Raw genomic sequence first — 22,450 nt, 5'->3', positions numbered from 1 at the left:
TTAACTGATATGGGAATTCGCAAGTACAAGCCGACGACCCCGGGTCGTCGCGGTGCCAGCGTCTCCGATTTCGCCGAGATCACTCGTTCGACTCCGGAGAAGTCGCTGGTTCGCCCGCTGCACGGCAAGGGTGGTCGTAACGCCCACGGCCGCATCACCACTCGGCACAAGGGTGGTGGCCACAAGCGCGCCTACCGCGTCATCGACTTCCGTCGCCACGACAAGGACGGCGTCAACGCCAAGGTCGCGCACATCGAGTACGACCCCAACCGCACCGCGAACATCGCGCTGCTCCACTTCCTCGACGGCGAGAAGCGCTACATCATCGCGCCGCAGGGGCTGAAGCAGGGTGACGTGATCGAGTCGGGTGCCAACGCCGACATCAAGCCCGGCAACAACCTGCCGCTGCGCAACATCCCCGCCGGCACCGTGATCCACGCTGTGGAGCTGCGGCCCGGTGGCGGTGCCAAGCTGGCCCGCTCGGCCGGTGTGAGCATCCAGTTGCTCGGCAAGGAAGGCACCTACGCCTCGCTGCGTATGCCCTCGGGTGAGATCCGTCGCGTCGACGTGCGCTGCCGCGCCACCGTCGGCGAGGTGGGCAACGCCGAGCAGGCGAACATCAACTGGGGCAAGGCCGGCCGTATGCGGTGGAAGGGCAAGCGCCCGACTGTCCGTGGTGTCGTGATGAACCCGGTTGACCACCCGCACGGTGGTGGTGAAGGCAAGACCTCCGGTGGCCGTCACCCGGTCAGCCCGTGGGGCAAGCCCGAGGGCCGCACCCGCAAGCCCAACAAGCCGAGCGACAAGCTCATCGTCCGTCGCCGGCGCACCGGCAAGAAGCGCTAGGCCGCGGAAGGAGTAGCAGCGATGCCTCGTAGTCTCAAAAAGGGTCCGTTCGTCGACGACCATCTGCTCAAGAAGGTCGACGTTCAGAACGAGAAGAACACCAAGCAGGTCATCAAGACCTGGTCGCGTCGGTCGACCATCCTCCCCGACTTCATCGGGCACACCTTTGCGGTGCATGACGGCCGCAAGCATGTCCCGGTGTTCGTCACCGAGGCAATGGTCGGGCACAAGCTCGGCGAGTTCGCCCCGACGCGCACCTTCAAGGGTCACATCAAGGACGACCGGAAGAGCAAGCGTCGATGAGCACTGTCACTGAATATCCGTCTGCACAGGCGAAGGCGCGCTTCGTGCGCGTCTCGGCCAGCAAGGCCCGCCGCGTCATCGATCTGGTCCGCGGCAAGAGCGTCGAGGAAGCCCTCGACATCTTGCGGTGGGCGCCGCAGGCCGCCAGCGAGCCGGTCGCCAAGGTGATCGCCAGTGCTGCCGCCAACGCGCAGAACAACGAGGGCCTGGACCCGACGACCCTGGTGGTCGCCACCGTCTACGCCGACGAGGGTCCGACCGCCAAGCGCATCCGCCCGCGTGCCCAGGGGCGTGCGTTCCGGATTCGCAAGCGCACCAGCCACATCACGGTGATCGTCGAAAGCCGGCCGCCCAAGAGCAACGGAGGCGCGGGTGCATCTACTTCCGCTCGTAGCCGTCGGGCGCAGGGCAGCAAGGCCGCGACCGCCACGAAGAAGTCTGCCGAGACGAAGGGAGGCTCGGAGTAGTGGGCCAGAAGATCAATCCCCACGGCTTCCGGCTCGGTATCACGACCGAGTGGAAGTCCCGGTGGTACGCCGACAAGCAGTACAAGGACTACGTGAAGGAAGACGTCGCCATCCGGCGTCTGCTGGCCACGGGTCTGGAGCGGGCCGGCATCGCCGACGTGGAGATCGAGCGCACCCGTGATCGGGTTCGCGTTGACATCCACACCGCGCGTCCCGGCATCGTCATCGGTCGCCGCGGCACCGAGGCCGACCGGATCCGTGCCGACCTGGAGAAGCTGACCGGCAAGCAGGTTCAGCTCAACATCCTCGAGGTGAAGAACCCTGAGTCGCAGGCTCAGCTCGTCGCCCAGGGTGTTGCCGAGCAGCTGAGCAACCGTGTGGCGTTCCGCCGCGCGATGCGCAAGGCGATCCAGTCGGCCATGCGTCAGCCGAACGTCAAGGGCATCCGGGTGCAGTGCTCGGGTCGCCTCGGCGGTGCTGAGATGAGCCGCTCGGAGTTCTACCGCGAGGGTCGCGTTCCGCTGCACACGCTGCGCGCGGACATCGACTACGGCCTGTACGAGGCCAAGACCACCTTCGGCCGGATCGGCGTGAAGGTCTGGATTTACAAGGGCGACATCGTCGGTGGCAAGCGTGAGCTCGCCGCTGCCGCGCCGGCCAGCGATCGGCCGCGTCGTGAGCGTCCGTCGGGCACCCGGCCGCGTCGCAGCGGTTCCTCGGGCACCACGGCGACGAGCACCGAAGCCGGCCGCGCTGCGACGGGCGGAGACGACGCCGCTGCAGGCACTACTCCGCAGGCCGCTGCTGTCGAGGCAGCGCCGGCCGCTGAGAGCACGGAGAGCTAAACCATGCTGATTCCCCGTAAGGTCAAGCACCGCAAGCAGCATCACCCGCGTCAGCGTGGCATTGCCAGCGGCGGCACGTCGGTGAGCTTCGGTGACTACGGCATCCAGGCACTGGAGCACGCCTACATCACCAACCGGCAGATCGAGTCCGCTCGTATCGCCATCAACCGGCACATCAAGCGTGGCGGCAAAGTGTGGATCAACATCTTCCCGGACCGTCCGCTGACCAAGAAGCCCGCCGAGACCCGCATGGGTTCCGGTAAGGGTTCGCCGGAGTGGTGGGTTGCCAACGTCAAGCCCGGTCGCGTGCTCTTCGAGCTCAGCTACCCGGACGAGAAGATCGCCCGGGACGCGCTGACCCGCGCGATCCACAAGTTGCCGATCAAGGCACGCATCGTGACTCGAGAGGAGCAGTTCTGATGGCAGTGGGAACTACGCCTGGTGAACTGCGCGAACTGACCGACACCGAGTTGACGGACAAGCTGCGCGAGTCGAAGGAAGAGCTGTTCAACCTGCGCTTCCAGATGGCTACCGGTCAGCTGTCCAACAACCGTCGGCTGCGCACCGTGCGCCAGGAGATTGCACGGGTGTACACCGTGCTGCGTGAACGTGAGTTGGGTCTGGCTTCCGGGCCCGGAGGTGAGGAAAGCTAAAAATGGCAAACGACAAGGGCACCCAGCCCGGTCCTCGGCACACTCCGCGCACCGAAGAGACCCGTGGCCGTCGCAAGACCGCCATCGGCTACGTGGTGAGCGACAAGATGCAGAAGACCATCGTGGTCGAGCTGGAAGATCGTAAGAGCCACCCGCTCTACGGCAAGATCATCCGGACCACCAAGAAGGTCAAGGCGCATGACGAGAACGGCGACGCCGGTATCGGCGACCGCGTCTCGCTGATGGAGACCCGGCCGATGTCCGCCTCCAAGCGGTGGCGCCTGGTCGAGGTTCTCGAGAAGGCGAAGTAGCGAAGGCTTCTTCTTTCTCAACGCGAGTAGTAGAAAGTGCCCCAAACCCGTCGGGTTTGGGGCACTTTGCGTCTGCTCGACAACCGCGCTCGCGCCGTTTTCGACATGGGGGTTGGCATCTGCGCCGCGCCACGACCCTCATGTCGAAAATGACGGGGCGCCCGCGACTTCGACTGCCCGGTGCTCTCAGCTAGGCGGCATGAGCACGGTGTCGATGAGATAGACGGTGGCGTTGGCGGTGTGGACGCCGCCGCACACCACCGATGCGTCGTTGACCTTCAGCGCGTCACCCGAACCGGTGACCGTCACAGATGCGCCCTGCACGGTCGGCCGGGTGCCGACGACCTTGGCGGGACTGGCCTGACCGGGCACGACGTGGTAGGTCAGGATCTTTGTCAGCATCGCCGAATCCGTCTTGAGCACCTCCATGGTGGCCGGATCGATCTTGGCGAACGCGTCGTCGGTGGGAGCGAATACGGTGAACTCACCGCCGTTGAGGGTGTCCACCAGGTTCACGTTCGGATTCAGCTTTCCGGAGATGGCGGCGGTCAGCGTCGTCAGCATGGGGTTGTTCGACGCGGCGACGGTGACGGGATCCTGCGCCATCCCGACCACCGAACCGGGACCGGACGGCACCTTTTCCGCGTAGGACTTACAGCCCGGCCCCACCAGGTCTGCCGCCGGGTCCGCGGCCATGGGAGCGGCCGACGCACTGGTGACCTCTGGCGTGCCGGGTGCGGACTGTGCGGTGTCATTCGAGCAGGACGGCAACGCGAACATTGCCGTGGCTGCCATTGCCGCGGCCGCGGCCGTCTTGTACTGAAGGTTCAACATTTTCCGACTCCCTATGGGTGATTGACGGTGACCGCCGTCACTTTCTCGGTCAGTGGGTATTCGGTGCGGGGGTCGGCGCAGATGGGTTCGGATCCTGACCAATCCGATAGTCCGTCGGCGCCGAATACCGGCCATGTACACCCTGGTGCTCATCGGATTTCTCGGCGGCCTCATCACGGGCATCTCGCCGTGCATCCTGCCGGTACTGCCCGTCATCTTCTTGTCCGGTGCGCAGAGTGCCCGCGTCACCGAGTCGGACGGCGCGACGATCGTCGCGGTGAAACCGACATTGGCCACCACCTCCCGTCCTTATCGCGTGATCGCCGGGCTGGTGCTGAGCTTCAGTGTCGTGACGCTGGCCGGCTCGGCCTTGCTGCAGTTGTTGCACCTGCCTCAGGACGCGCTCCGCTGGGCGGGCCTGCTAGGACTGACGCTGATCGGTCTCGGCCTGATCTTCCCACGCGTCGAGTTGCTGCTGGAGAAGCCGTTCAGCCGGATTCCACAGACGCAGTTCGGTTCGGGGAGTGGCGGTTTCGGCTTGGGGTTGGCGCTCGGTGTGCTCTATGTGCCGTGCGCGGGACCGGTGCTCGCGGCGATCGTCGTCGCCGGCGCGACGGGTTCGATCGGCGTAAACACCGTTGCACTGACCGTTTCGTTCGCCATCGGTGCCGCGCTGCCGCTCCTCGCCTTCGCGCTCGCCGGGCGTCGAGTTGTCGAGCGGGTCAACGCATTTCGTCGGCAACAGCGCAAGATCCGGCTGATCGGTGGGGTGGTGATGCTGGTGTTCGCGGTGGCGCTGGCCGCCGACGTTCCGGCGAAGCTGCAGCGGGCGATCCCGGACTACACCAGTGGACTGCAGGACCGGGTGGCGACCGCCGGTGAGGTGGCGGACCGGCTGAGCCCGACCGGTAGCGGAGCGTTGTCGCAATGCGCCGAGGGCGCCGAGGAACTCCAGAACTGCGGGCCGGCGCCGGAGATCACCGGAATCACCCAATGGCTCAACACCCCCGGCGGAGCACCCGTGACCCTGAAAGACCTGCGCGGCAAAGTGGTACTGATCGACTTCTGGGCCTACTCATGCATCAACTGCCAACGCGCGATTCCCCACGTCGTCGACTGGTATGACCGCTACCAGGATTCCGGCCTGACGGTGATCGGGGTGCACACACCGGAGTATGCGTTCGAGCGGGTGCCCGGCAACGTGGCCGCCGGTGCCGCCGACCTGGGCATCACTTACCCGGTGGCCCTGGACAATTCGTACTCCACATGGACGAACTACGAGAACCGGTACTGGCCGGCCGAGTACCTGATCGACGCGAACGGTGTCGTACGGCACGTGAAGTTCGGTGAGGGCGGCTACGACGTGACCGAACGGTTGATCCGCGAGTTGCTCGTGGACGCGAAGGGCGCCGCCTTACCGGCGCCGGTGAATGCGCCGGACGTCACGCCGACGTCGGCCCTCACCCCTGAGACCTATCTGGGCGTCGGTAAGGAGATCAACTACGCCGGCGGCGGCGCATACGACGAGGGCGACGCGAGGTTCGACTATCCCGCGAACCTGCCCGCGGACTCGTTCGCCCTGCACGGGCCTTGGCATCTGGACTACCAGGGCGCGACCGCCCGAGGGGCGGATTCGGCCATCAAACTCGACTACCAGGCCAAGAACGTCTATCTGGTCGTGGGTGGCACCGGCACCGTGACCGTGGTGCGGGGTGGTGAGACCACGACCGTGCCGGTCGGCGGGCCGCCCACGCTGCGGCAGATCGTCAGCGACCGCGCTGTGCATCGGGGCCAGATAGAAGTCCGATTGAGCCAAGGGCTCCAGGCATTTTCGTTCACCTACGGGTGACCGGCGATGCGCACCGTCGACTCGGCGCTAGGCTACCCATCGATGGCAGGTATGCCGGACGTGAGCAACGTACTCGACGCTCAACTGCGCCGGGTCGCCCGCGGCGACGCCGAGGCGTTCGCCGGGTTGTATGACGCCACCAGTGCCCGGGTGTACGGGTTGATTCTGCGTATCCTGCGCGATCCCGGCTACAGCGAGGAGACCACGCAGGAGGTCTACGCCCAGGTGTGGCGGCGCGCGGCGGACTACGACCCGCAGCAGGGGTCAGCGCTGTCCTGGCTCATGACGCTGGCCCATCGCCGCGCGGTGGACCGGGTCCGGTCCGAGGTGGCCTCCAGTCGGCGCGAGGCCCACTACATCGCGGTGAGCACCGAACCTGACAGCGACGTGGTCGCCGACTCGGCGATCCGCTCTGACGAGCAGCGGCAAGTGGCCGACTGTCTGGGATCACTGACCGACCTGCAACGCCAGGCGATCGAGCTCGCCTACTACGACGGTCTGACGTATCCGCAGGTGTCCGAACGGCTGTCGACGAGCCTGGGCACGGTGAAAACCCGGATGCGCGACGGACTGCGCAGGCTCCGTGACTGTCTGGGGTGACATGACAGAAGATTCGGAGCTGCCGGATCTGGCGACCGCGTACGCGTTGGACGCGGTTTCCGACGCCGAGCGTACCGACATCGAACGGCGGCTGGCCGCGGCCGGCGCTGAGACCGCGCGGGCATTCCGCGGCGAGGTGCGGGTGGTCCGCGAGACGATGGCGAAGGCGTCGTCGACGGTCGCCGTGCAACCGCCGGTGTCCCTGCGTGAACGTGCGCTGGCGGTTTCCCGCGAAGGGCATCGTGACCGATCGCGTTGGCGCACAGGGCTGTCGAGTGCCGCCGCCGCGGTGTTGATCGCCGCAGCGGGCTTCGGTGCGGGGCTGGCCCTGCGCCCGGCGAGTGCGCCGACCACCGCCGAGCAGGTGATGGCGGCAGGCGATGTCCGCACGGCGACTGCACAGCTCAGTGCCGGGGGCACCGCGACGTTCGTGTACTCGCGCGACGAGCGGAGCGGTGTCGTCGTGATGAACAACGCGGCCCCGCCACCGCCCGGGATGGTCTATCAGATGTGGCTGATGACCGATCAGGGGCCGGAGTCGGCGGGGACGATGGGGGCCGGCACACCCTCGACGCCTTCGATCACCGCCATGGTGCGCGGTCTCGGAGATTCGACCGCGCTGGCGTTCACCATGGAACCCGAGGGCGGGTCGCCGCAGCCGACGGGGGACATGGTGGCGCGGCTTTCGTTGACGTGAGGACGACGGCGGCGAAGATCGCACAACAGCGTGGCCTGCTGACGGGGGCGTGTCGAAATTGTCGCGGCGGCCGGTGTGAGATTCGCCCATTCTGACCGGTGGGTCGAAAGCCGTCGGGAAGTGGGCGTGACGTCGTGTGGGCTTGATTTGCCACCTTCGTCAGTCCGCGCGCAATTTGCGCTTTGAATCCAATTATGGGTTTGCTCACCGGGGGCCGTCCAATACCATCGCGCTCATGTCGGCGCAGGTGTGGCGTGGTATTCGGTCGCTTCCCGGTGGCGGATATCGAACCATATTATTAACTGATACGTTAACGGCGGCCCGGGGTATCTAGATCCGATGACTGCCACGTCGTCGTCGCCTTCCGGGCTGACCGCATTCCTCACCTGGTACTACGACGTCCATCCGACTTTCCGGCTGGTCATCCGATGGGCCCTCATCATCGGTCTGACGGCGTTCGCATTTCACAACAGCTTCAAAAGCCTGGTCATCACGACCGTCGAAGGCGGCATCGGCGGATATGTCTGGACGGTGCCGGTCGCCGCCACCCTGGTGGCGTTGGGAGTGGCCCGGCGCAACCGGACCGAGCTGCCGATTCATGACCGGCAGACCGACATCATCGTCGGCATCATCGGTTTGGGTTTTGCGCTGATGGTCCAGGCCGCGCTGCTCGACCGGTACGCCTTGTACTTCCACCTGCTGCGGCTGGATCTGGTTGCCGCCTGGCTGTTCGTCTTGTGCTGTTGCATAGTTCTTTTCGGTCTCCGTCCGGTGACGCGGTTCTTCTGGGTGTGGCTGCTCTCGGCGATGGTCTTCTCCCTGCCCTACTACCTGACGGTGGTGCTGCTCGGCGGCGGGAAGTTCGCAGCCGGCGCGGCGACACTGCTCATCGCGGCTGTGGGCACCGGCATCGCCGTCGGTCGGACGTTCCGACGAGGAGTGATCGGCTCGCTCGGGGCCTGGGTGGTGGGATTCGCCGTGCTGATCGCGATGAGCCAACTTGCGCCCGGCCTGCCGCTGTTGGCTTTCCAGCAGGTGCCTGCCCTGTCGGCGATCTGCCTGGTGGGGCTCACCATGTATCTGCGCTCGCGTCGGGGCAGTCCGAAACGCCTTCTCGACCGCAAATTCGAACCACTTGCGGCAAAACAGGTCTGGGCCGGTGTGCCGTTGGTGACGGTGGCCGCGGTGGCCTTGTCCTTGTGCCCGTTGCCCACTGTGGTCACCACGGCTCCCATCAGCCGGCCGAGCCCGATCGCGCTGGCATTCGACTCCGAGCTGACCGCGCCGCGTGGCTGGTCGGAGACCGCCCGCGAGGACTATCCCGTCAATCGTCTCTACGGTGACAACGCGGTGCTGGTTCGTCAGTACCTGCGGGCCAACTTCGGAAATCGGCGGTGGGACAAGCTGTCCCGGCCCAGGACGGTGGTGGTGGACAGTATCGTCAGTGGGCGCCCGTTCACGTTCGGGGTGTATCCGGCCCGCGTGCTCTACGGTCTGACCAGCGTACGGTTGAGCCGGTTGCGTCACGTCGACCTGGGTTTCGGGGTGGACGGACTGCTGCTGTCCGTGGTCGACGACGAGTTGCTGGTCACCTGGAACTCCCTGCAATTCGCCTGGGGTGATTCGAGATTGGCGCAGCGGGTCACGATCCTGGCCGTGGACAACCACGATGCCGACGCACCGTTTCCGGGTCCGTCGCTCAGCATCGCCTCGAATCTTCGCACGTTGGTCACGTTGCTGTTCCGCGGTAACGCGGTGCTCGACGCCGGTGCCGGGGTGTTCAAGGACGAAGAGCTTCTGACCAGATTCGGCCGCGGACTCGTCGCCGCCCAGTTCCCCTCAGGGGACTCACCCACGGGTGAGTCCGCCCCATCGTCACCGAGAAAGTGAAGGTCTATGGCCGGCGATACGCATGAATTTTTCGGCGAAGGCGGGTGCCCGCCGCTGGTGCGGCCTAGTCTTCGACAGATGACCGCCCGAATACTTCCGGTGTTCGCCGCCGCGATCGTCGCCGTTGGAACCGCGTTGCCCGGTGTTGCTGTGGCCGCGCCAGAAGATCAACCGTCGCTGGTCAGTTCTCCCGTCCTCGATTTGCGCACGCTCGGCGTCAACGGTGACATCGCGCTCTACGGGATTCAGGGTTCGCAAACGCTGACGATCCCGGTGCCACGGGGGCTGGCTCCGGCGGAGTTGACTGCCACGGTGCAGGTTCCGGTCAACACCCGTGGCGGCACTCTTGAGGTGACCCAGGATCAGCGGGTCCTGTCACGCACACCGTTGCCTGCCGAGCAGGCGCCGATCGTCATACCGCTGGCCGGGGCGAGAGTGGTCGACAACGCGGTGACCGTGCAGTTGACCAGTTACCTGACCATGCCGGACGGCTACTGCACGTATGACCCGACCAACCCGCTGCGGCTGATCAACGGTGGTGTTCGCTTCACCGGCGTGGAGATGCCGCCGACGGCGATCGCGGATTTCCTGCCGCCCGTCCTGGACAAGCTCACGGTATTCGTTCCGCCGGATCCGTCGCAGTCCGAATCCGACGCGGCCATCCGGGTGGCCACGGCCGTGGTGGCGCGGTATGGGTTCCAGCATCCGGCCGTCGAGGTCGTCGCGGTAGGCGACGGCCCGGTCGCCCCGCCGCAGCCCCTGGAACGCCAGGTCATCGTGCGGGAGGGGCCGGAATCCGGGTTGAGTCTGCAGGGGCCCAATGCCGTTCCGGCCCTGCTGATCTCCGGTCCGCCCGGAGAGGTGACCAACCAGGCGCGCCTGCTGTCCAGCGACATCTCGAAGCTTGCCGTGGAGTCAAAGGCCGTGGTGGGGCCGCTGTCCAACACGCCCGCGCTTGCCGGTGACCACACCACGATCCGTCAGCTGGGTCAGCCCGGGGTGAACTCCACCGCCTTGGTCAATCCCAGGGTGACAGTTCCCTTGGACCAGACGCGGCTGGGCAGAGCGGTCCACGACGTGCGGGTTCATCTGCAGGGCTCGTACACCCCGCTGCCCGCCAGTATCGCGGGCCAGGTGGTGGTGAGCATCGCCGGTCAGACCATCGACCGTTGGCCGGCCGAGGCCAGTGGCCGGATCGACCGGTGGATTGACGTGCCGAATTCGCGTCTGCAGCGTTACACCAACGTCGACATCGCGATCGAAGCCGCCGGCAACACCGGCCGGTGCGGTGAGTTCCAACCGATCACCCTGACGATCGACGGCGAGACGCCGGTGGAAAGCAAAGAGGCCAAACCTCCTGTTCCGCAAGGCTTCCAGTCGTTGCCGCAGGCGATGATGCCGCGGATCGAGGTCGGGATCGATTCCGGCCTGGTCAATCTGCGGCGTGCGATCCAGATCTTGACCGGCCTGCAGCGCCTGAGTTCGCGGCCCTTCGACGCCGAGGTGCGTACGGTGTCCGAGGCCGTCGCCTCCCCCAACCCCGCGTTGCTGATCAGCGCCGACGGCTGGAACGACGATCGGATCACCCTGCCGGTCGCGATGAACGCCGACGGTGTGATCACCGTCGAAAACGTCGACGGGTCCGGCAATTCGTCGACGGTGACGCTCGATCCGTCGGTGGGCTTCGGCTCACTGCAGACGGTGTACGCCGGAGGGCGGACGGTGCTGGTCGCCACCTCGACCGGTGCATCCGGAGAACTGGACCGGCTGTTGGGTTGGTTGGACGCCGACACGGCGCGATGGTCTGACTTGTCCGGCAACGCCGCGATCGCGATGCCCGGACGCGACCCCTTCACGCTGTCCACAGCGGTAGCTCCGGCGGAAACGTCAGCCCCACACCAGAAGTCGCTTCGGTTGTGGGTCGGTGCCGGAGTGGTGGTGCTCGCGGCGCTCGGTGCCGGACTGGTCGCGTGGCGTGGGCGGTCCCGGGGCCAGTCGTGACGACGACCACGGCGCAGGGCGTCCGCGACGAGTGGTCCCGGCTGGCCGAGTGGTGGTTTTCGCTCAGCCACGGGGTCCGGCTCGGGTCCCGCTGGGCGCTGATCGTCGTGCTCACCGCCGTGGCGTTCTGGGACAGCCTGGTCAACCTGTGGCAGACCACGTTGGCCGGCGGCCTGATCGGCTATATGTGGATGGTCCCGATTGCTGCCGCCCTGGCCGCTCTCGGAATCGTCTACCGCGGCCGGGCGGAATTGCCCATCCACGACCGGCAGACCGATGTGATCGTCGGAATCATCGGTCTCGGCCTGGCGCTCATGGTCCAGGGAGTGCTGCTCAAGAGATACTCGGATTTCTTCTATCTGCTGCGCCTCGACATCTTCGCGATGGGGGTGTTCATCCTCAGCAGTGCCCTGGTGTTGTTCGGGATACGGCCGGTGGCGCGGTTCGGTTGGGTGTGGCTGTTGTTCGGCTTGTCATCGGCGCTGCCGTATCAGGTGGTGGTCATCGTGTTGGGCGGTGGCAGGTTCGCCGCGGCCGCCGCGACGCTGGTGATCGCCGCGGCCGCGGCCGCGATCGCCATGGGCCGCCCGCGCAGGAGGGCGATATTCGGGGCAGGCGCCACCTTCGTGCTCGGCCTGGTGATCGTGGGCGTCATGGCCGTGGTGGCTCGCGAGGCGCCCGTGTTCGCCTATCAGATGATCCCCTCACTGCTGTCGCTCGTCATGGTCCTCGGGGCGGCGTACGGGTACAGCAGGCGCCGGCATGAGACGAAAGGATTGTTCGCCCGGCTCGTCGAACCTCTTGCCGCCCGCCAGATCTGGGCGGCGGTGCCGCTGGTGATCGCGGTCGGTGTCGCGCTGGCGCTGATGCCCCTGCCCGCCTTGACCACCACCACCAAGATCAGCCGCGCCGCACCGTTCGATCTGGTGCCGGGGCGGGCGCTGGTGGCGCCGCCGGGTTGGTCCATCACCGACGAGCACACCGCGGTCGGAGTGAGCCGCTACTACGGTGACGACGCGCGGCTCGTGCGTCAGCGGATGACCGCTGACATCGGTGATCCGCGGTTCGACAAACTCGCGGCACCGCGCACTCTCATGGTGGACAGCATCGTCAGTGAATTGCCGTTCTCCTTCGATGCGTATCCGGGCCAGGTGCTCTACGACACCACCGCAGCCCGGCTCAGCGCCCCTCGCCTGGTCGACCTCGGCCACGGGGTGAGCGCGAAGCTGATATCGGCGGTCGACGACCGATTGTTGGTCACCTGGGATCTGCTGCGGTTCGCCTGGGGCGACAAAGAACGTGAACAGATCATCGACATCTTCGCGGTGGACAACCATCGGCCCGACGCGCCCTTCCCGGATCCGCAGCGTGGCCTGGCCGCGACCCTTCGCAATCTGTTGACCGTGCTGTTCCGCGGGAACGCGGTGCTCATCCAGAGCCGGCCGTCGTTCAAAGACGAAGAGCTGCTGCTGGAATTCGGCCGGGCGTTCGTCACCGCCCAGTTCGAGAACACCGGAGCCGCACGATGAACGGCGAGCAGACCTTCGATCCGGAAGCCGCGACCGAGCAACAGCGCGCGTACGCCCTGGACCGTGCGATCAACGGTCTGCGTGAGGACGAGCCGCTGCATTCGGCATCCCAACCGTTGATGGGCTGGCAGAAGCCGGTGCTGTGGGGGTTGCTGGCCGTCGTCGTGGCGCTGGGTATCTGGCGACCGCTGGACACCACGGTCGTGCTGATCGGGTTGTGCACCCTGGCCTATCTGTTGACCCTCGGCGACCGGGTGCTGATCTTCAAGCGCGGGTTGGCGTCGCGTCCCATTGTCATCCCCGACGAGGTGGCCAGGGCCATCCCCGACGAAGAACTACCGCCGTACACGATCTTGGTGCCGGCATACAACGAGCCGGAAGTGGTGGCCGACCTCATCTCGGCCATGGATGCCCTGGACTATCCACGGGACCGACTGCAGGTGCTGCTGCTGCTCGAGGCGGACGACGACGTGACCATCGAGGCCGCGAAAGAGTGTGGGGAATCGGACGTCATCACGATCCTGCTGGTGCCGCCCGCCGATCCGCGGACCAAACCCAAGGCGTGCAACTACGGTCTGCACTTCGCCACCGGCGAGATCGTGACGATCTTCGATGCGGAGGATCTGCCCGAGCCGCTGCAGCTGCGCCGGGTGGTGGCGGCATTTCGCGACCTGCCCGACGAGGTGGCCTGCGTGCAGGCGAAATTGGTGTACCACAACGGCCACCAGAATCTGCTCACCGCCTGGTTCACCGCCGAGTACGCGCTGTGGTTCGGCTACCTGCTGCCGGGCATGATGGTCAGTTCGTCGCCGATACCCTTGGGCGGCACCTCGAATCATCTCCGCCGTGACATTCTTCGCAGAATCGGGGCGTGGGATCCGTTCAACGTCACCGAAGACGCCGATCTCGGCCTGCGGATCGCGTCCAACGGATATCGCACCGCGGTGATCGATTCCTACACCTTGGAAGAAGCCAACAGCGATCCGATCAACTGGGTGCGTCAGCGGTCGCGCTGGTACAAGGGCTACCTGCAGACCTGGCTGGTGCACATTCGTGAGCCGCTGAAGCTGTACCGCACGTTGGGTTTACGAAGCTTCATCCGCTTCACCCTGGTGCTGGCGGGCACCCCGGTCATCGCGGTCCTCAATCTGCTGTTCTGGTTCATCACCGTGCTGTGGTTCCTCGGCCAGCCCGCGGTGGTGGCCTCGGTGTTCCCGGCACTCATCTACTTCCCGGCCTTGATCGCGATGATCATCGGCAACGTCACTGTCATGTATCTGAACATGCTGGCGTTGCGGGAGGACGACCGGTCCGATCTGCTACTGGCCGCTCTGAGCGTGCCGTTGTTCTGGCTGATGATGAGTGTCGCCGCGGCCAAGGGCGTCTACCAGATGATCCGGCAACCGTCGTACTGGGAGAAGACATTTCACGGATTGGCCGCGCGTCCTGAGGACGCCTCGGGGGAACCGGCCGCCGCATGACGAACACCGTCCTCGGCGGCTCGGACCGACGGCTGAAGCTCACCATCTTCTTCGCCACCCTGGTGCTCTACCTCGCCGTCGGGTACTGGCTGCAGATTCGCAACGGCTTCATCATGGGCGACACGTTGTCGCGCGTGGTCGCCACCCAGTCGGTGCTGTTCAGCCGGGATCCGCATCTGGCGGCCTTGGGGTTCATCTTCACCCCGGTGGCGGCGATGGTGCAGATCCCGGCGGTCGCGCTGAGCCCGCTCTGGCCCGACATGGCGGTCCGGGCCTTCGCCGGCACCATCATGTCGTCGGCGTTCATGGCGGGTGCGGTGGTGCAGATCTTGAGCATGGGCACCGATCGTGGTCTGCCACGCGGCTATTCGGTGACCATCACGCTGCTGTTCGCGCTGAACCCGATGATCGTGTTCTACGGCTCGAACGGGATGAGCGAGGCACCGTTCATCTTCTTCATGTCATGGGCGGTGCGCCGGATCATCATGTGGATGGTCGACGACGACGTGCATCACCTCGTCGCGGCCGGCGGCATCGCGATGGGTCTGGCCTACCTGACCCGTTATGACGCGCTGGCCTCGGTCGGCTCCGCGGGGCTGCTGGTCGGGGTGACGACGTATCTGCGCGCCAAACCGCCACCTCGGTTGCGGCGTGCCATCTTGGACATGCTGATCGTGAGCGGGCCGGGTGTGCTGGCCTTCCTCGGTTGGGCCGCAGCGGGTTGGTTGATCACGGGCGAGGCATTCGCCCAATTCACTTCGCAGTACGGCAATACCGCGATCATCGAGCAATCCGGCAAGAGTGCGCCGAATTTCGCCCACGGGCTGGAATTCTCCCTGATCTGCATCATGTTGTTGGCGCCGACGCTGGTTCCGCTGGCAGTGTGGGTGGCGATCCAGCGGTGGGGCCGGCCGAATTGGCAGGTGCTTGTCGTGCCGCTGACCATGTTCGGTGCCGTGCTGGCATTCCAGGCCTACAGCTACGCCTCGGGGTCGACGTTCCCGTTCCTGCGGTTCTTCATCACGGCGATCCCGATGACCGCCTGTCTGGCGATGCTCGCGGTACCCGACGGCGTGCTCGCCAAGCCCACCCGGCGCGGGAGATATGCACCGGCCGTGGTTCCCGATCGGTCGCCGCCACGATCTGCGACGCGGTATGTGGCGGTGGCCCTGACCGTGGCGGTCGGTATCCCGGTGACGGTGTTCGGTATGGCCCAACCGGATTACGCGCCACAGGAATACGGGCTCGGCGCGGTGCTCACACCGGACCCGTACAACGTCACCGACCGTAAGGCGATCGAGCACCAGATCGCCCGCACGTTCGGAACCGAACGAAAGATCGCGGCCTATCTGGAAAACCTGGACCTGCCGGACAGTTCGGTGATCACCGACACGGTCTACGGGTTCGGGGTGCTGGCCGCGTCGAGCCGGCCCCGGGTCTTCGTGATCCCCTCGGATCCCGATTTCACCGAGCTGCTCAATGACCCGACCGGCAACGGCATCAAGTATCTGCTGGCGGTGCCGGCGACCGGGCGCGGCACGGCCGACGCTCTCAACGTGCGATATCCGACGCTCTATGACACCGGTGCCGAGGTTGCCACACTGGAGTTGGAGATTCCCAACGATGGTGACGGCCAGCCGGATTGGCGGTTGTATCGGGTGAACGAGCCGGTTCGGCGTTAGCCGGGCAGCGGGATTTTCTCGACGTTCGGGGTGCCGAGTTGCCCGGCCAGCCAGGGCAGTGCGTTGGCGAACCCGACACCGGCCGCGTCGAACGTGTGCGAGCCCGGATAACCGACTACCGAGCATTGCGCGTGGTGCGCGCTCAACAGCACACACAGCTTGTTGGCGTTGGCCGCGTGGTCCTCGGAGTACTGGTCCCAGTCGGCGATGGCGCCCGGATCATCCAGGGTTTCGCCTGCGGCACGGTGGATCGTCGGGGTTTTCTCCGAAACCCCCAGCCAGGCAGACATGTTGTCGTAGCGTCCGTGCTTTTCGATGATCGTCCTGGGATCGAATGCCGCCCATGCCGCGGCATCGCCGCCGAAGAGCCGTGCGATCGTCTGGTCTTTCGTCCCGCTGTTGGGGCCGAGTTGACCGTCGAGGGCGACGAACGCGCTGAACAACTCTGGGTGCTTGACCGCCAGCATCACGGCGCACGTGCCGCCGGACGACCAGCCGGTCAGGCCCCAGTGCGCCGGGTCGGGACTCACGCCGAAGTGGGAGATCACGTACGGACGAACGTCTTTGGTGAGGTGATCGGCGGCGTTGCCGCGCGGTCCATTGACGCATTCGGTGTCGTTGTTGAAGGCGCCGGTGGCATCCGGGAACACCACCACGGGGGCGTATCCGTGGTGGAATGCGGCGAACTGGTCGAGGGTTTTGAGGGCGTTGCCGGACTCCGGCCAGTCGGAGGGGTGGCTGAACTCCGCTCCGATCGCCATCACGGCAGGCAGTTGCGGTGGGGGATCGGACCGGAACCAGGCCGGTGGCAGGTATACCAATTCGCGGCGATGGCCGAAACCTGAGGCATCTCTAGGGATGTCCACCCACGTGATGGTTCCGCGGGTCGGCTCCTCGCCGCCCTGGCGCATCGCGGCCAACTCGGCCTCGTCGATCCATTGGGCCGGTTCCGATCCCGTCGCACGCTGCCACAGTGCCTGCACGGTGGGGAAATACCCGGTGGCGATGTTCAGGTGGGCGAATGCGCACAGCACCGCGAGCGCGACGGCCAGCAGCGAGACGATGCGCCGTCCCCACGCGTTCTGCCGCCAGGCCAGAATCATCATGGCTGTGGCAAATCCGATGATCACCACCCAGATCACGGTGCCCACCGAGGCGGCTCGCTCCGACCAGCCCTGGTATTTCACCACCGCCCGCACGATCACCGCGAACAGCACACCCGACAGCAGCGCGGTGGTCGCCCATCGCAGCAGCGACGACCGCGAGGGTCTCCCGATCGCGAACACCAAGGCCGCGAGCGCGAGTACCTGGAGCGTGATCGGCAGCCATCCACTGGTCAGTGACATCGGTTCCTCCGCGGTCGTCGGTCATCGGTGGTGGCCGGCGAGGAATGCCGGGCAATCGTTGGCCGCCGGAATCGACTTCATGCGCTCGGTGAGCCAGCCCAACGCTGCGACGGGCTCGATCTGCTCACGTGTGTTGTCCGGCCAGAAAGCGATCTGGATACCGTCGCCCATCGTGCACGCGTCGGTCAGCGCGCGATCTGTCCACACCGCCGGGATCACGTCGTCCCGGCCGCCGTAGATGACGTACATCGGCGCCTGCGTGGGCCCCTGTGGAAGATTCGTCTTCTGGAGATATCCCTGCAAGGCTTGCATTGCCTCGGGGGTGGCCGGGCGCAGGTCGTCGGCACTGATCTGCTCGGCCAACGCTGTCCGCTGCGCCGGATCGGTGCAACTGAGCAGAGCGTCCCAGTGTTGTTGGGCGGCCCCCCGCCGATAGTCGTCGAGCTCGAAATCGTAGTAGTACTGGTCTTTCAACGCCGCGAGATAGCCGACATACGCGAGTTTCTGGCCGGTGGTCAAGGTGCCGGCCGCGGCAGCGTCGGCGAGGCCGTCGATGTCGGCCATGGGGGCCAGGGCCGCGGTGGCCACCAGGTTGAGGCCATGGCCGTAGTTGTCGACGAGTTCGTTTGCTGCCCAGGCAGCTTGGCCGCCCTCCTGGGCGCCCAGCGCCGCCCACGACGTGGATGTGGTGGGCACGACCGTCCGCGCCGCCCGTACGGCGTCGATCATGTTGTATGCGGCGGTGGTCGAGTCGAGGTAGGGGTGAAAGTCGTAGTCGTCGGGCGTGCTCGGCTTTCCCAGGCCCTGGTAGTCGGGCACGGTGACCACATAGCCGGCATTCAGCAGGGCCACCACCGTGGCGGCCTCGCCGCGCAGGTCCGGCGACAACGACGGCGCACAGTCCGCTGCGGTGCCCGCGGTGCGATGACCGAGGGCGACGATCGGAAAGCCATCTTTCGGCGGATCTGCCTTGGGCACGAACACCGTCCCCGTCACGTGCGACACCGCGTCGTTGACCCCGTTGCGCGACGCGTACGTCATCACCTTGGCTTCGGAACTGGTGTCCCGCAGTGCCGGAACCAGGTTGTCCAACGGTGATTGAGACAGGACGTGGCCCGCGTCGTCCGCGTCCTGTGCCGGGGACGGTTCTGACGATCCGCCGCACGCCGACAGCACGGTGAGAGCGACGGTGAGCAGAACGATGACTCGAACCATCGAACCTCCCCTGGACAGTGATCCATGGCTGGTTGTTGAGACTGTCATCCTCTCATCGTCACCGCGGCAGGAGGGGACATAAATAGCATTGGGCACCATGGCTGTGATCGATGTGATGGCGCACGGTGCCGTCGGCGACGGAGCAACCGATGACCACGCCGCCGTGATGAGCGCGGTCCGGCATGCCGACGCTGCCGGCGGCGGCACCGTCTTCTTCCCCGCGGGCGAATATGCGTTGTCGGACACCATCGGAAACGGTTCCGACGGATTCGCTCATGTGTGTCTGCTCGGTGCCGGTGAACACGCGGCTCGGCTGCGGGTGACGACGAATGTCGCACCGATCAGCGGCCGGTGGACCGAATGTCGTATCGAAAATCTCATCGTCGATGCGAACTCTGCGGGTGCGCCGGGATTCGACGTCGACCTCGACAAGAGTTACCTCAGGCACTGCTGGGTCCTGGGGTGGACCGGATACGGCATGCGTTTGAACCATACGGTCGAAGGCCTGTTGAACTGGATTGACGACAATTTCGTCGAACAGTGCTCCGGCTACGGCATCCACACCACGTATCGCTTCTACGACTCGTGGATCGTCAACAACAACATCGGCTCGACGGGCCCCAACCTGTCGATCGAGGCCGGGCCGGTGCGCATCATCGCCAACCACCTCGACGGGGCTCCGCAGCACAACATCGAGTTACGCGGCAACAAGCAACTCACGATCATCGGCAACATCTGTGAGGGCGCCCGCCGCGAGGCAATCGTGTTCACGATGCCGTCGTGGATGACATCCGATCACGAACAAGTGGCGATCGTCGCCAACAACATCACCAATGGCGGTAAGGGTGCGCCGAACACGTATCCGGCCATCGGCATCTACTCGGTCGACGCCGAGCATCGGACCAAAGGCTTCAGCATCACTGGAAACTTCATCGCCAACACCGACGATGGCGCCGGATGGAGTTATGCCGTCGACGCGCAGTACGTCGATGACCTCGCGATCTCCGGAAATCAATGGGACAACAACGGATACAGTGTGGCGCCGGTCCGGGCCGAGGGGCGCAACGTGGGTATCGCCGGAAATACGTCGGGAAACCGCGTGGTTCCGCAGCGTTCGGTTGTCACACTGTTCGGTCCGGCGACGTTCGGCAACGCGCCCGGCGTGGATTACGTCTATCTGCTGGATACCGGTGCCTCAGCGGTCACATTTCCCACTGCGCGCAACAACCTTTCGCGATACACGGTCAAGAACAATTCCGGTGCCGATGTGAGAATGCACGCTCAGGCCGGCCAGCTCATCGACGGTGAGCCGGAATTCACGCTGGTTACAGGCACATCCGTGGATGTGATTTCCGACGACGTGAGTTGGTGGACCATTTGAGGACTTCTGTTGCCCGAATTCTCGGTGTGGAAACACCAGCGGCGACGTTATCCGATCTTCGCGCCGCCGTTACGGTGTTTTGCCCGCAGATCACCGCGGGCGGCGGCATAATTTGCGCACATGGATCCGAATGCGAAGTCGTATCAAGCCGAAAAGCTCCACGAATCGCGTGCGCAGTTCCCACGGCGCCGGGTGTTGGGCGGGCTGGCCGTGGCGGGTGTCGCCACCACGCTGATCGCCGCGTGCAACGACGAGACCAACAGTGGATCATCGTCCGGCGGTGACGGAGTCAAGACCGACAGCGGCGTCAAAGGCGCGACCGAGGCCACCAAGGCGGCCAACCGAAAAGTCGCGGAATCGTTGCCGTTCAACGACAAATCGGATTTCGAGGACGCCAAACGGGGGTTGATCGAGCGCCCCGAAACCCTGACCATCAAGAACGCCAACGGCGATGTGGTCTGGGACCTTGAGGAATACAAGACCTATATCGCCGATGACAAGCCGGCGCCGGATACCGTGAACCCGAGTCTTTGGCGTAATGCCCAACTGAACATGCAATACGGCTTGTTCGAGGTGGTACCCGACCGTATCTACCAAGTCCGTGGGTATGACTTGTCGAACCTGACCCTGGTCAAGGGTGACACCGGTTGGACCCTCGTCGACACGATGGTCTCGGCCGAGACGGCCAAGGCCGCCTTGGATCTGGCGAACGAGAAGCTCGGAGCGCGTCCGGTCGTGGCGGTCATCCATAGTCACTCCCATGTCGACCATTACGGAGGCGTGCGCGGTGTCGTCGATCAGGCGGACGTCGACTCGGGCAAGGTGAAAATCGTCGCCCCGGCCAACTTCGTCGAAGACGTCGTCAGCGAGAACGTGATCGCCGGTAACGCGATGAGCCGCCGTTCGATCTACATGTTCGGGGCTCTGCTGCCACGCAACGCGCAAGGGGGCGTGAATGCCGGTCTGGGGCAGACCAACTCGACGGGTACCGCGGGCATGATCATACCCACCGACATCATCACCCAGACCGGACAGAAGATGACGATCGACGGGGTGGACATGGAGTTTCAGTTCACCCCGGGCACCGAGGCGCCCACGGAGATGAACACGTTCTTCCCGCAGTTCAAAGCGATGTGGATGGCCGAGAACACCACCAACACCATGCACAACCTGTTGACCCTGCGTGGTGCACAGGTGCGAGATGCACGGATCTGGGCCAAGTTCATCGACGAGACGATCCGCCGCTACGGCCCGAATACCGAGGTGAAATTCCAGAGCCATCACTGGCCGATGTGGGGCCGCGACAAGATCATCGACTACTGGAAAAAGCAGCGTGACATGTACAAGTACATTCACGACCAGTCCGTGCGGATGCTGAACAACGGTCTCATCGGGTCGGAGATCGCCGAAGAGATCCAGATGCCGCCGGAGCTCAACAACTTCTGGCCCGACCGCGGCTATTACGGCACGCTCAAACACAATTCACGCGCGGTGTATCAGCGTTACATGGGTTGGTATGACGGCAACCCGGCCGACCTCGACGACCTGCCACCGGAGCCGGCCGGCAAGAAGTACGTCGAGTACATGGGCGGTGAGGACGCCATTCTGCAGAAGGCCAAGAAGGACTTCGACGAAGGCAACTACCGCTGGACGGCGATGGTGCTCAAGCACGTGGTGTTCGCCAATCCGAACAACACCGATGCCAAGAACCTGCTGGCCGACAGCTTCGAGCAGATGGGTTATCAGGCCGAATCCGGGCCGTGGCGGTCGGTGTACCTGCAGGGTGCCTATGAGTTGCGCAACGGGGTGCCGAATGCCGGTGGCACAGATACCGCCAGTCCGGACACCATCAACGCCATGCCGCCGGAGATGATGTTCGACTATCTGGCCGTGCGACTCAACGGACAGAAGGCCGCAGGCAAGAAGATCGCGTTGAACGTTGATTTCACGGACCTGAAGAAACCGTACGGCCTCACAGTGGAGAACGGCGTACTCAACTACTCAGACGGGCTGCTGCCCCAGTCCGACGCCACACTCAAGCTGACCAAGGACACGATGAACCAGATTCAGCTGGGCAAGCTGAAACTTAACGACGGCATCGACCAGAACAAGGTCACTCTCGACGGCAACCGCCAGGCGGTGGACGACTTCGTGGGCATGTTGGACACATTCCCGTTCTGGTTCAACATCGTCACTCCGTAAAGGCCATAGCGTTCGCCGGCCGATAGTGTCGAGCTGTGGCTGACGAACAGGTGGCGGTGTACGACGCCGAGGGCAACACCATCGGAACCGCGTCCCGTTCCCGGGTTTACGCAGAAGGGCTGTGGCACGCCAGTTCCGGGGTGTTGTTGCGGTCCGTTGATGGCTCGCGCCTCTATGTGCATCGCCGAACGCTGACCAAAGCGGTGTTCGCCGGAATGCACGACTGCCTGGCCGGCGGCGTCCCGAGTTGGGTCATTTGCCTTAGTGCCTTGATTTCTCGGATGCCAGCGCGTCGAGAATGGTTTTGACCTCGACGTT

At 65.1% G+C, this 22,450-nt stretch carries 20 protein-coding genes and 1 pseudogene; 18 read left to right on the top strand and 3 right to left on the bottom strand.

Annotated features, from left to right (window positions below):
* Nucleotides 1-9: 9 nt before the first annotated feature.
* The 7 genes from rplB to rpsQ are packed head-to-tail and all read left to right on the top strand — an operon-like array spanning nucleotide 10 to nucleotide 3,425.
* A complete protein-coding gene (gene rplB / locus A5699_RS03235) occupies nucleotides 10-846 on the top strand; it encodes a 50S ribosomal protein L2 (protein WP_066901425.1) in 837 nt (278 codons plus the stop codon).
* Between the two features lie 21 nt (nucleotides 847-867).
* Nucleotides 868-1,149 carry a 30S ribosomal protein S19 gene (gene rpsS, locus A5699_RS03230; RefSeq protein ID WP_003883480.1) on the top strand — a complete coding sequence of 94 codons (282 nt, stop codon included), beginning with the start codon at nucleotides 868-870 and terminating at the stop codon, nucleotides 1,147-1,149.
* A complete protein-coding gene (rplV, locus tag A5699_RS03225; RefSeq protein WP_067765274.1) occupies nucleotides 1,146-1,616 on the top strand; it encodes a 50S ribosomal protein L22 in 471 nt (156 codons plus the stop codon). Before rpsS ends, rplV begins: the two co-directional genes overlap by 4 nt.
* Nucleotides 1,616-2,461 carry a 30S ribosomal protein S3 gene (rpsC, locus tag A5699_RS03220; RefSeq protein WP_003883478.1) on the top strand — a complete coding sequence of 282 codons (846 nt, stop codon included), beginning with the start codon at nucleotides 1,616-1,618 and terminating at the stop codon, nucleotides 2,459-2,461. Before rplV ends, rpsC begins: the two co-directional genes overlap by 1 nt.
* Before the next feature lie 3 nt (nucleotides 2,462-2,464).
* Nucleotides 2,465-2,881, top strand: coding sequence for a 50S ribosomal protein L16 (gene rplP / locus A5699_RS03215; RefSeq protein ID WP_065461613.1), 417 nt, complete (start codon nucleotides 2,465-2,467; stop codon nucleotides 2,879-2,881).
* Nucleotides 2,881-3,114 (top strand): 50S ribosomal protein L29, encoded by a 234-nt coding sequence (rpmC, locus tag A5699_RS03210; RefSeq protein WP_067765272.1) that lies wholly within the window; start codon nucleotides 2,881-2,883, stop codon nucleotides 3,112-3,114. The genes rplP and rpmC overlap by 1 nt, the downstream gene beginning before the upstream one ends.
* Nucleotides 3,115-3,116: 2 nt before the next feature.
* Nucleotides 3,117-3,425: a 30S ribosomal protein S17 gene (gene rpsQ, locus A5699_RS03205; protein WP_067765270.1), complete on the top strand. Its 309-nt coding sequence runs from the start codon at nucleotides 3,117-3,119 to the stop codon at nucleotides 3,423-3,425.
* Between the two features lie 186 nt (nucleotides 3,426-3,611).
* On the opposite strand, the gene A5699_RS03200 is transcribed toward rpsQ, so the two are convergent.
* A complete protein-coding gene (locus A5699_RS03200; protein ID WP_369806648.1) occupies nucleotides 3,612-4,121 on the bottom strand; it encodes a fasciclin domain-containing protein in 510 nt (169 codons plus the stop codon).
* A gap of 271 nt (nucleotides 4,122-4,392) precedes the next feature.
* Here A5699_RS03200 and A5699_RS03195 point away from each other — a divergent pair, with 271 nt between their 5' ends.
* From A5699_RS03195 to A5699_RS03160, 8 genes are all read left to right on the top strand, one after another.
* Nucleotides 4,393-6,108 (top strand): cytochrome c biogenesis protein DipZ, encoded by a 1,716-nt coding sequence (locus tag A5699_RS03195; protein WP_067765265.1) that lies wholly within the window; start codon nucleotides 4,393-4,395, stop codon nucleotides 6,106-6,108.
* Nucleotides 6,109-6,150: 42 nt separating this feature from the next.
* On the top strand, nucleotides 6,151-6,708 hold the full coding sequence (locus A5699_RS03190) for a sigma-70 family RNA polymerase sigma factor (RefSeq protein ID WP_082957551.1): 558 nt from the start codon (nucleotides 6,151-6,153) through the stop codon (nucleotides 6,706-6,708).
* A 1-nt stretch (nucleotide 6,709) separates the two neighbouring features.
* Nucleotides 6,710-7,405, top strand: coding sequence for an anti-sigma factor (locus A5699_RS03185; RefSeq protein WP_067765261.1), 696 nt, complete (start codon nucleotides 6,710-6,712; stop codon nucleotides 7,403-7,405).
* A 339-nt stretch (nucleotides 7,406-7,744) separates the two neighbouring features.
* The gene (locus tag A5699_RS03180; RefSeq protein ID WP_067765255.1) at nucleotides 7,745-9,295 is read left to right on the top strand and encodes a hypothetical protein; all 1,551 of its coding nucleotides are present in this window, start codon (nucleotides 7,745-7,747) and stop codon (nucleotides 9,293-9,295) included.
* Nucleotides 9,296-9,373: 78 nt separating this feature from the next.
* Nucleotides 9,374-11,296, top strand: coding sequence for a hypothetical protein (locus A5699_RS03175; RefSeq protein ID WP_067765252.1), 1,923 nt, complete (start codon nucleotides 9,374-9,376; stop codon nucleotides 11,294-11,296).
* A complete protein-coding gene (locus A5699_RS03170; protein ID WP_157561060.1) occupies nucleotides 11,293-12,825 on the top strand; it encodes a hypothetical protein in 1,533 nt (510 codons plus the stop codon). Before A5699_RS03175 ends, A5699_RS03170 begins: the two co-directional genes overlap by 4 nt.
* Complete coding sequence (locus A5699_RS03165; RefSeq protein WP_067765249.1) at nucleotides 12,822-14,306, top strand: glycosyltransferase; 1,485 nt, start codon at nucleotides 12,822-12,824, stop codon at nucleotides 14,304-14,306. The genes A5699_RS03170 and A5699_RS03165 overlap by 4 nt, the downstream gene beginning before the upstream one ends.
* Entirely contained in the window at nucleotides 14,303-15,988 is a 1,686-nt protein-coding gene (locus A5699_RS03160; RefSeq protein ID WP_067765247.1) for a glycosyltransferase family 39 protein, read from the top strand. Before A5699_RS03165 ends, A5699_RS03160 begins: the two co-directional genes overlap by 4 nt.
* Here the strand turns inward: A5699_RS03160 and A5699_RS03155 are convergent.
* Nucleotides 15,985-17,334, bottom strand: a complete 1,350-nt coding sequence (locus A5699_RS03155) for an alpha/beta hydrolase family protein (protein ID WP_067765242.1) — start codon at nucleotides 17,332-17,334, stop codon at nucleotides 15,985-15,987. The genes A5699_RS03160 and A5699_RS03155 overlap by 4 nt on opposite strands.
* A gap of 21 nt (nucleotides 17,335-17,355) precedes the next feature.
* Nucleotides 17,356-18,549, bottom strand: a complete 1,194-nt coding sequence (locus A5699_RS03150) for a lipase family protein (protein ID WP_067765239.1) — start codon at nucleotides 18,547-18,549, stop codon at nucleotides 17,356-17,358.
* Between the two features lie 97 nt (nucleotides 18,550-18,646).
* Between A5699_RS03150 and A5699_RS03145 the strand changes: the two genes are divergently transcribed.
* The 3 genes and pseudogenes from A5699_RS03145 to A5699_RS28330 all read left to right on the top strand — a co-directional run.
* Nucleotides 18,647-19,930: a glycosyl hydrolase family 28-related protein gene (locus tag A5699_RS03145; RefSeq protein WP_082957546.1), complete on the top strand. Its 1,284-nt coding sequence runs from the start codon at nucleotides 18,647-18,649 to the stop codon at nucleotides 19,928-19,930.
* A 120-nt stretch (nucleotides 19,931-20,050) separates the two neighbouring features.
* Complete coding sequence (locus A5699_RS03140) at nucleotides 20,051-22,132, top strand: alkyl/aryl-sulfatase (protein WP_231965549.1); 2,082 nt, start codon at nucleotides 20,051-20,053, stop codon at nucleotides 22,130-22,132.
* Between the two features lie 35 nt (nucleotides 22,133-22,167).
* Nucleotides 22,168-22,374 (top strand): annotated as a pseudogene (locus A5699_RS28330) (NUDIX hydrolase); the annotation flags it as partial.
* Nucleotides 22,375-22,450: the final 76 nt, after the last annotated feature.

The organism is Mycobacterium sp. E802 (assembly GCF_001666875.1).
Taxonomy (GTDB): Bacteria; Actinomycetota; Actinomycetes; order Mycobacteriales; family Mycobacteriaceae; genus Mycobacterium.
The sequence above is the reverse complement of the archived record's forward strand: the minus strand, read 5'-3'. Positions and strand labels throughout refer to the sequence as shown.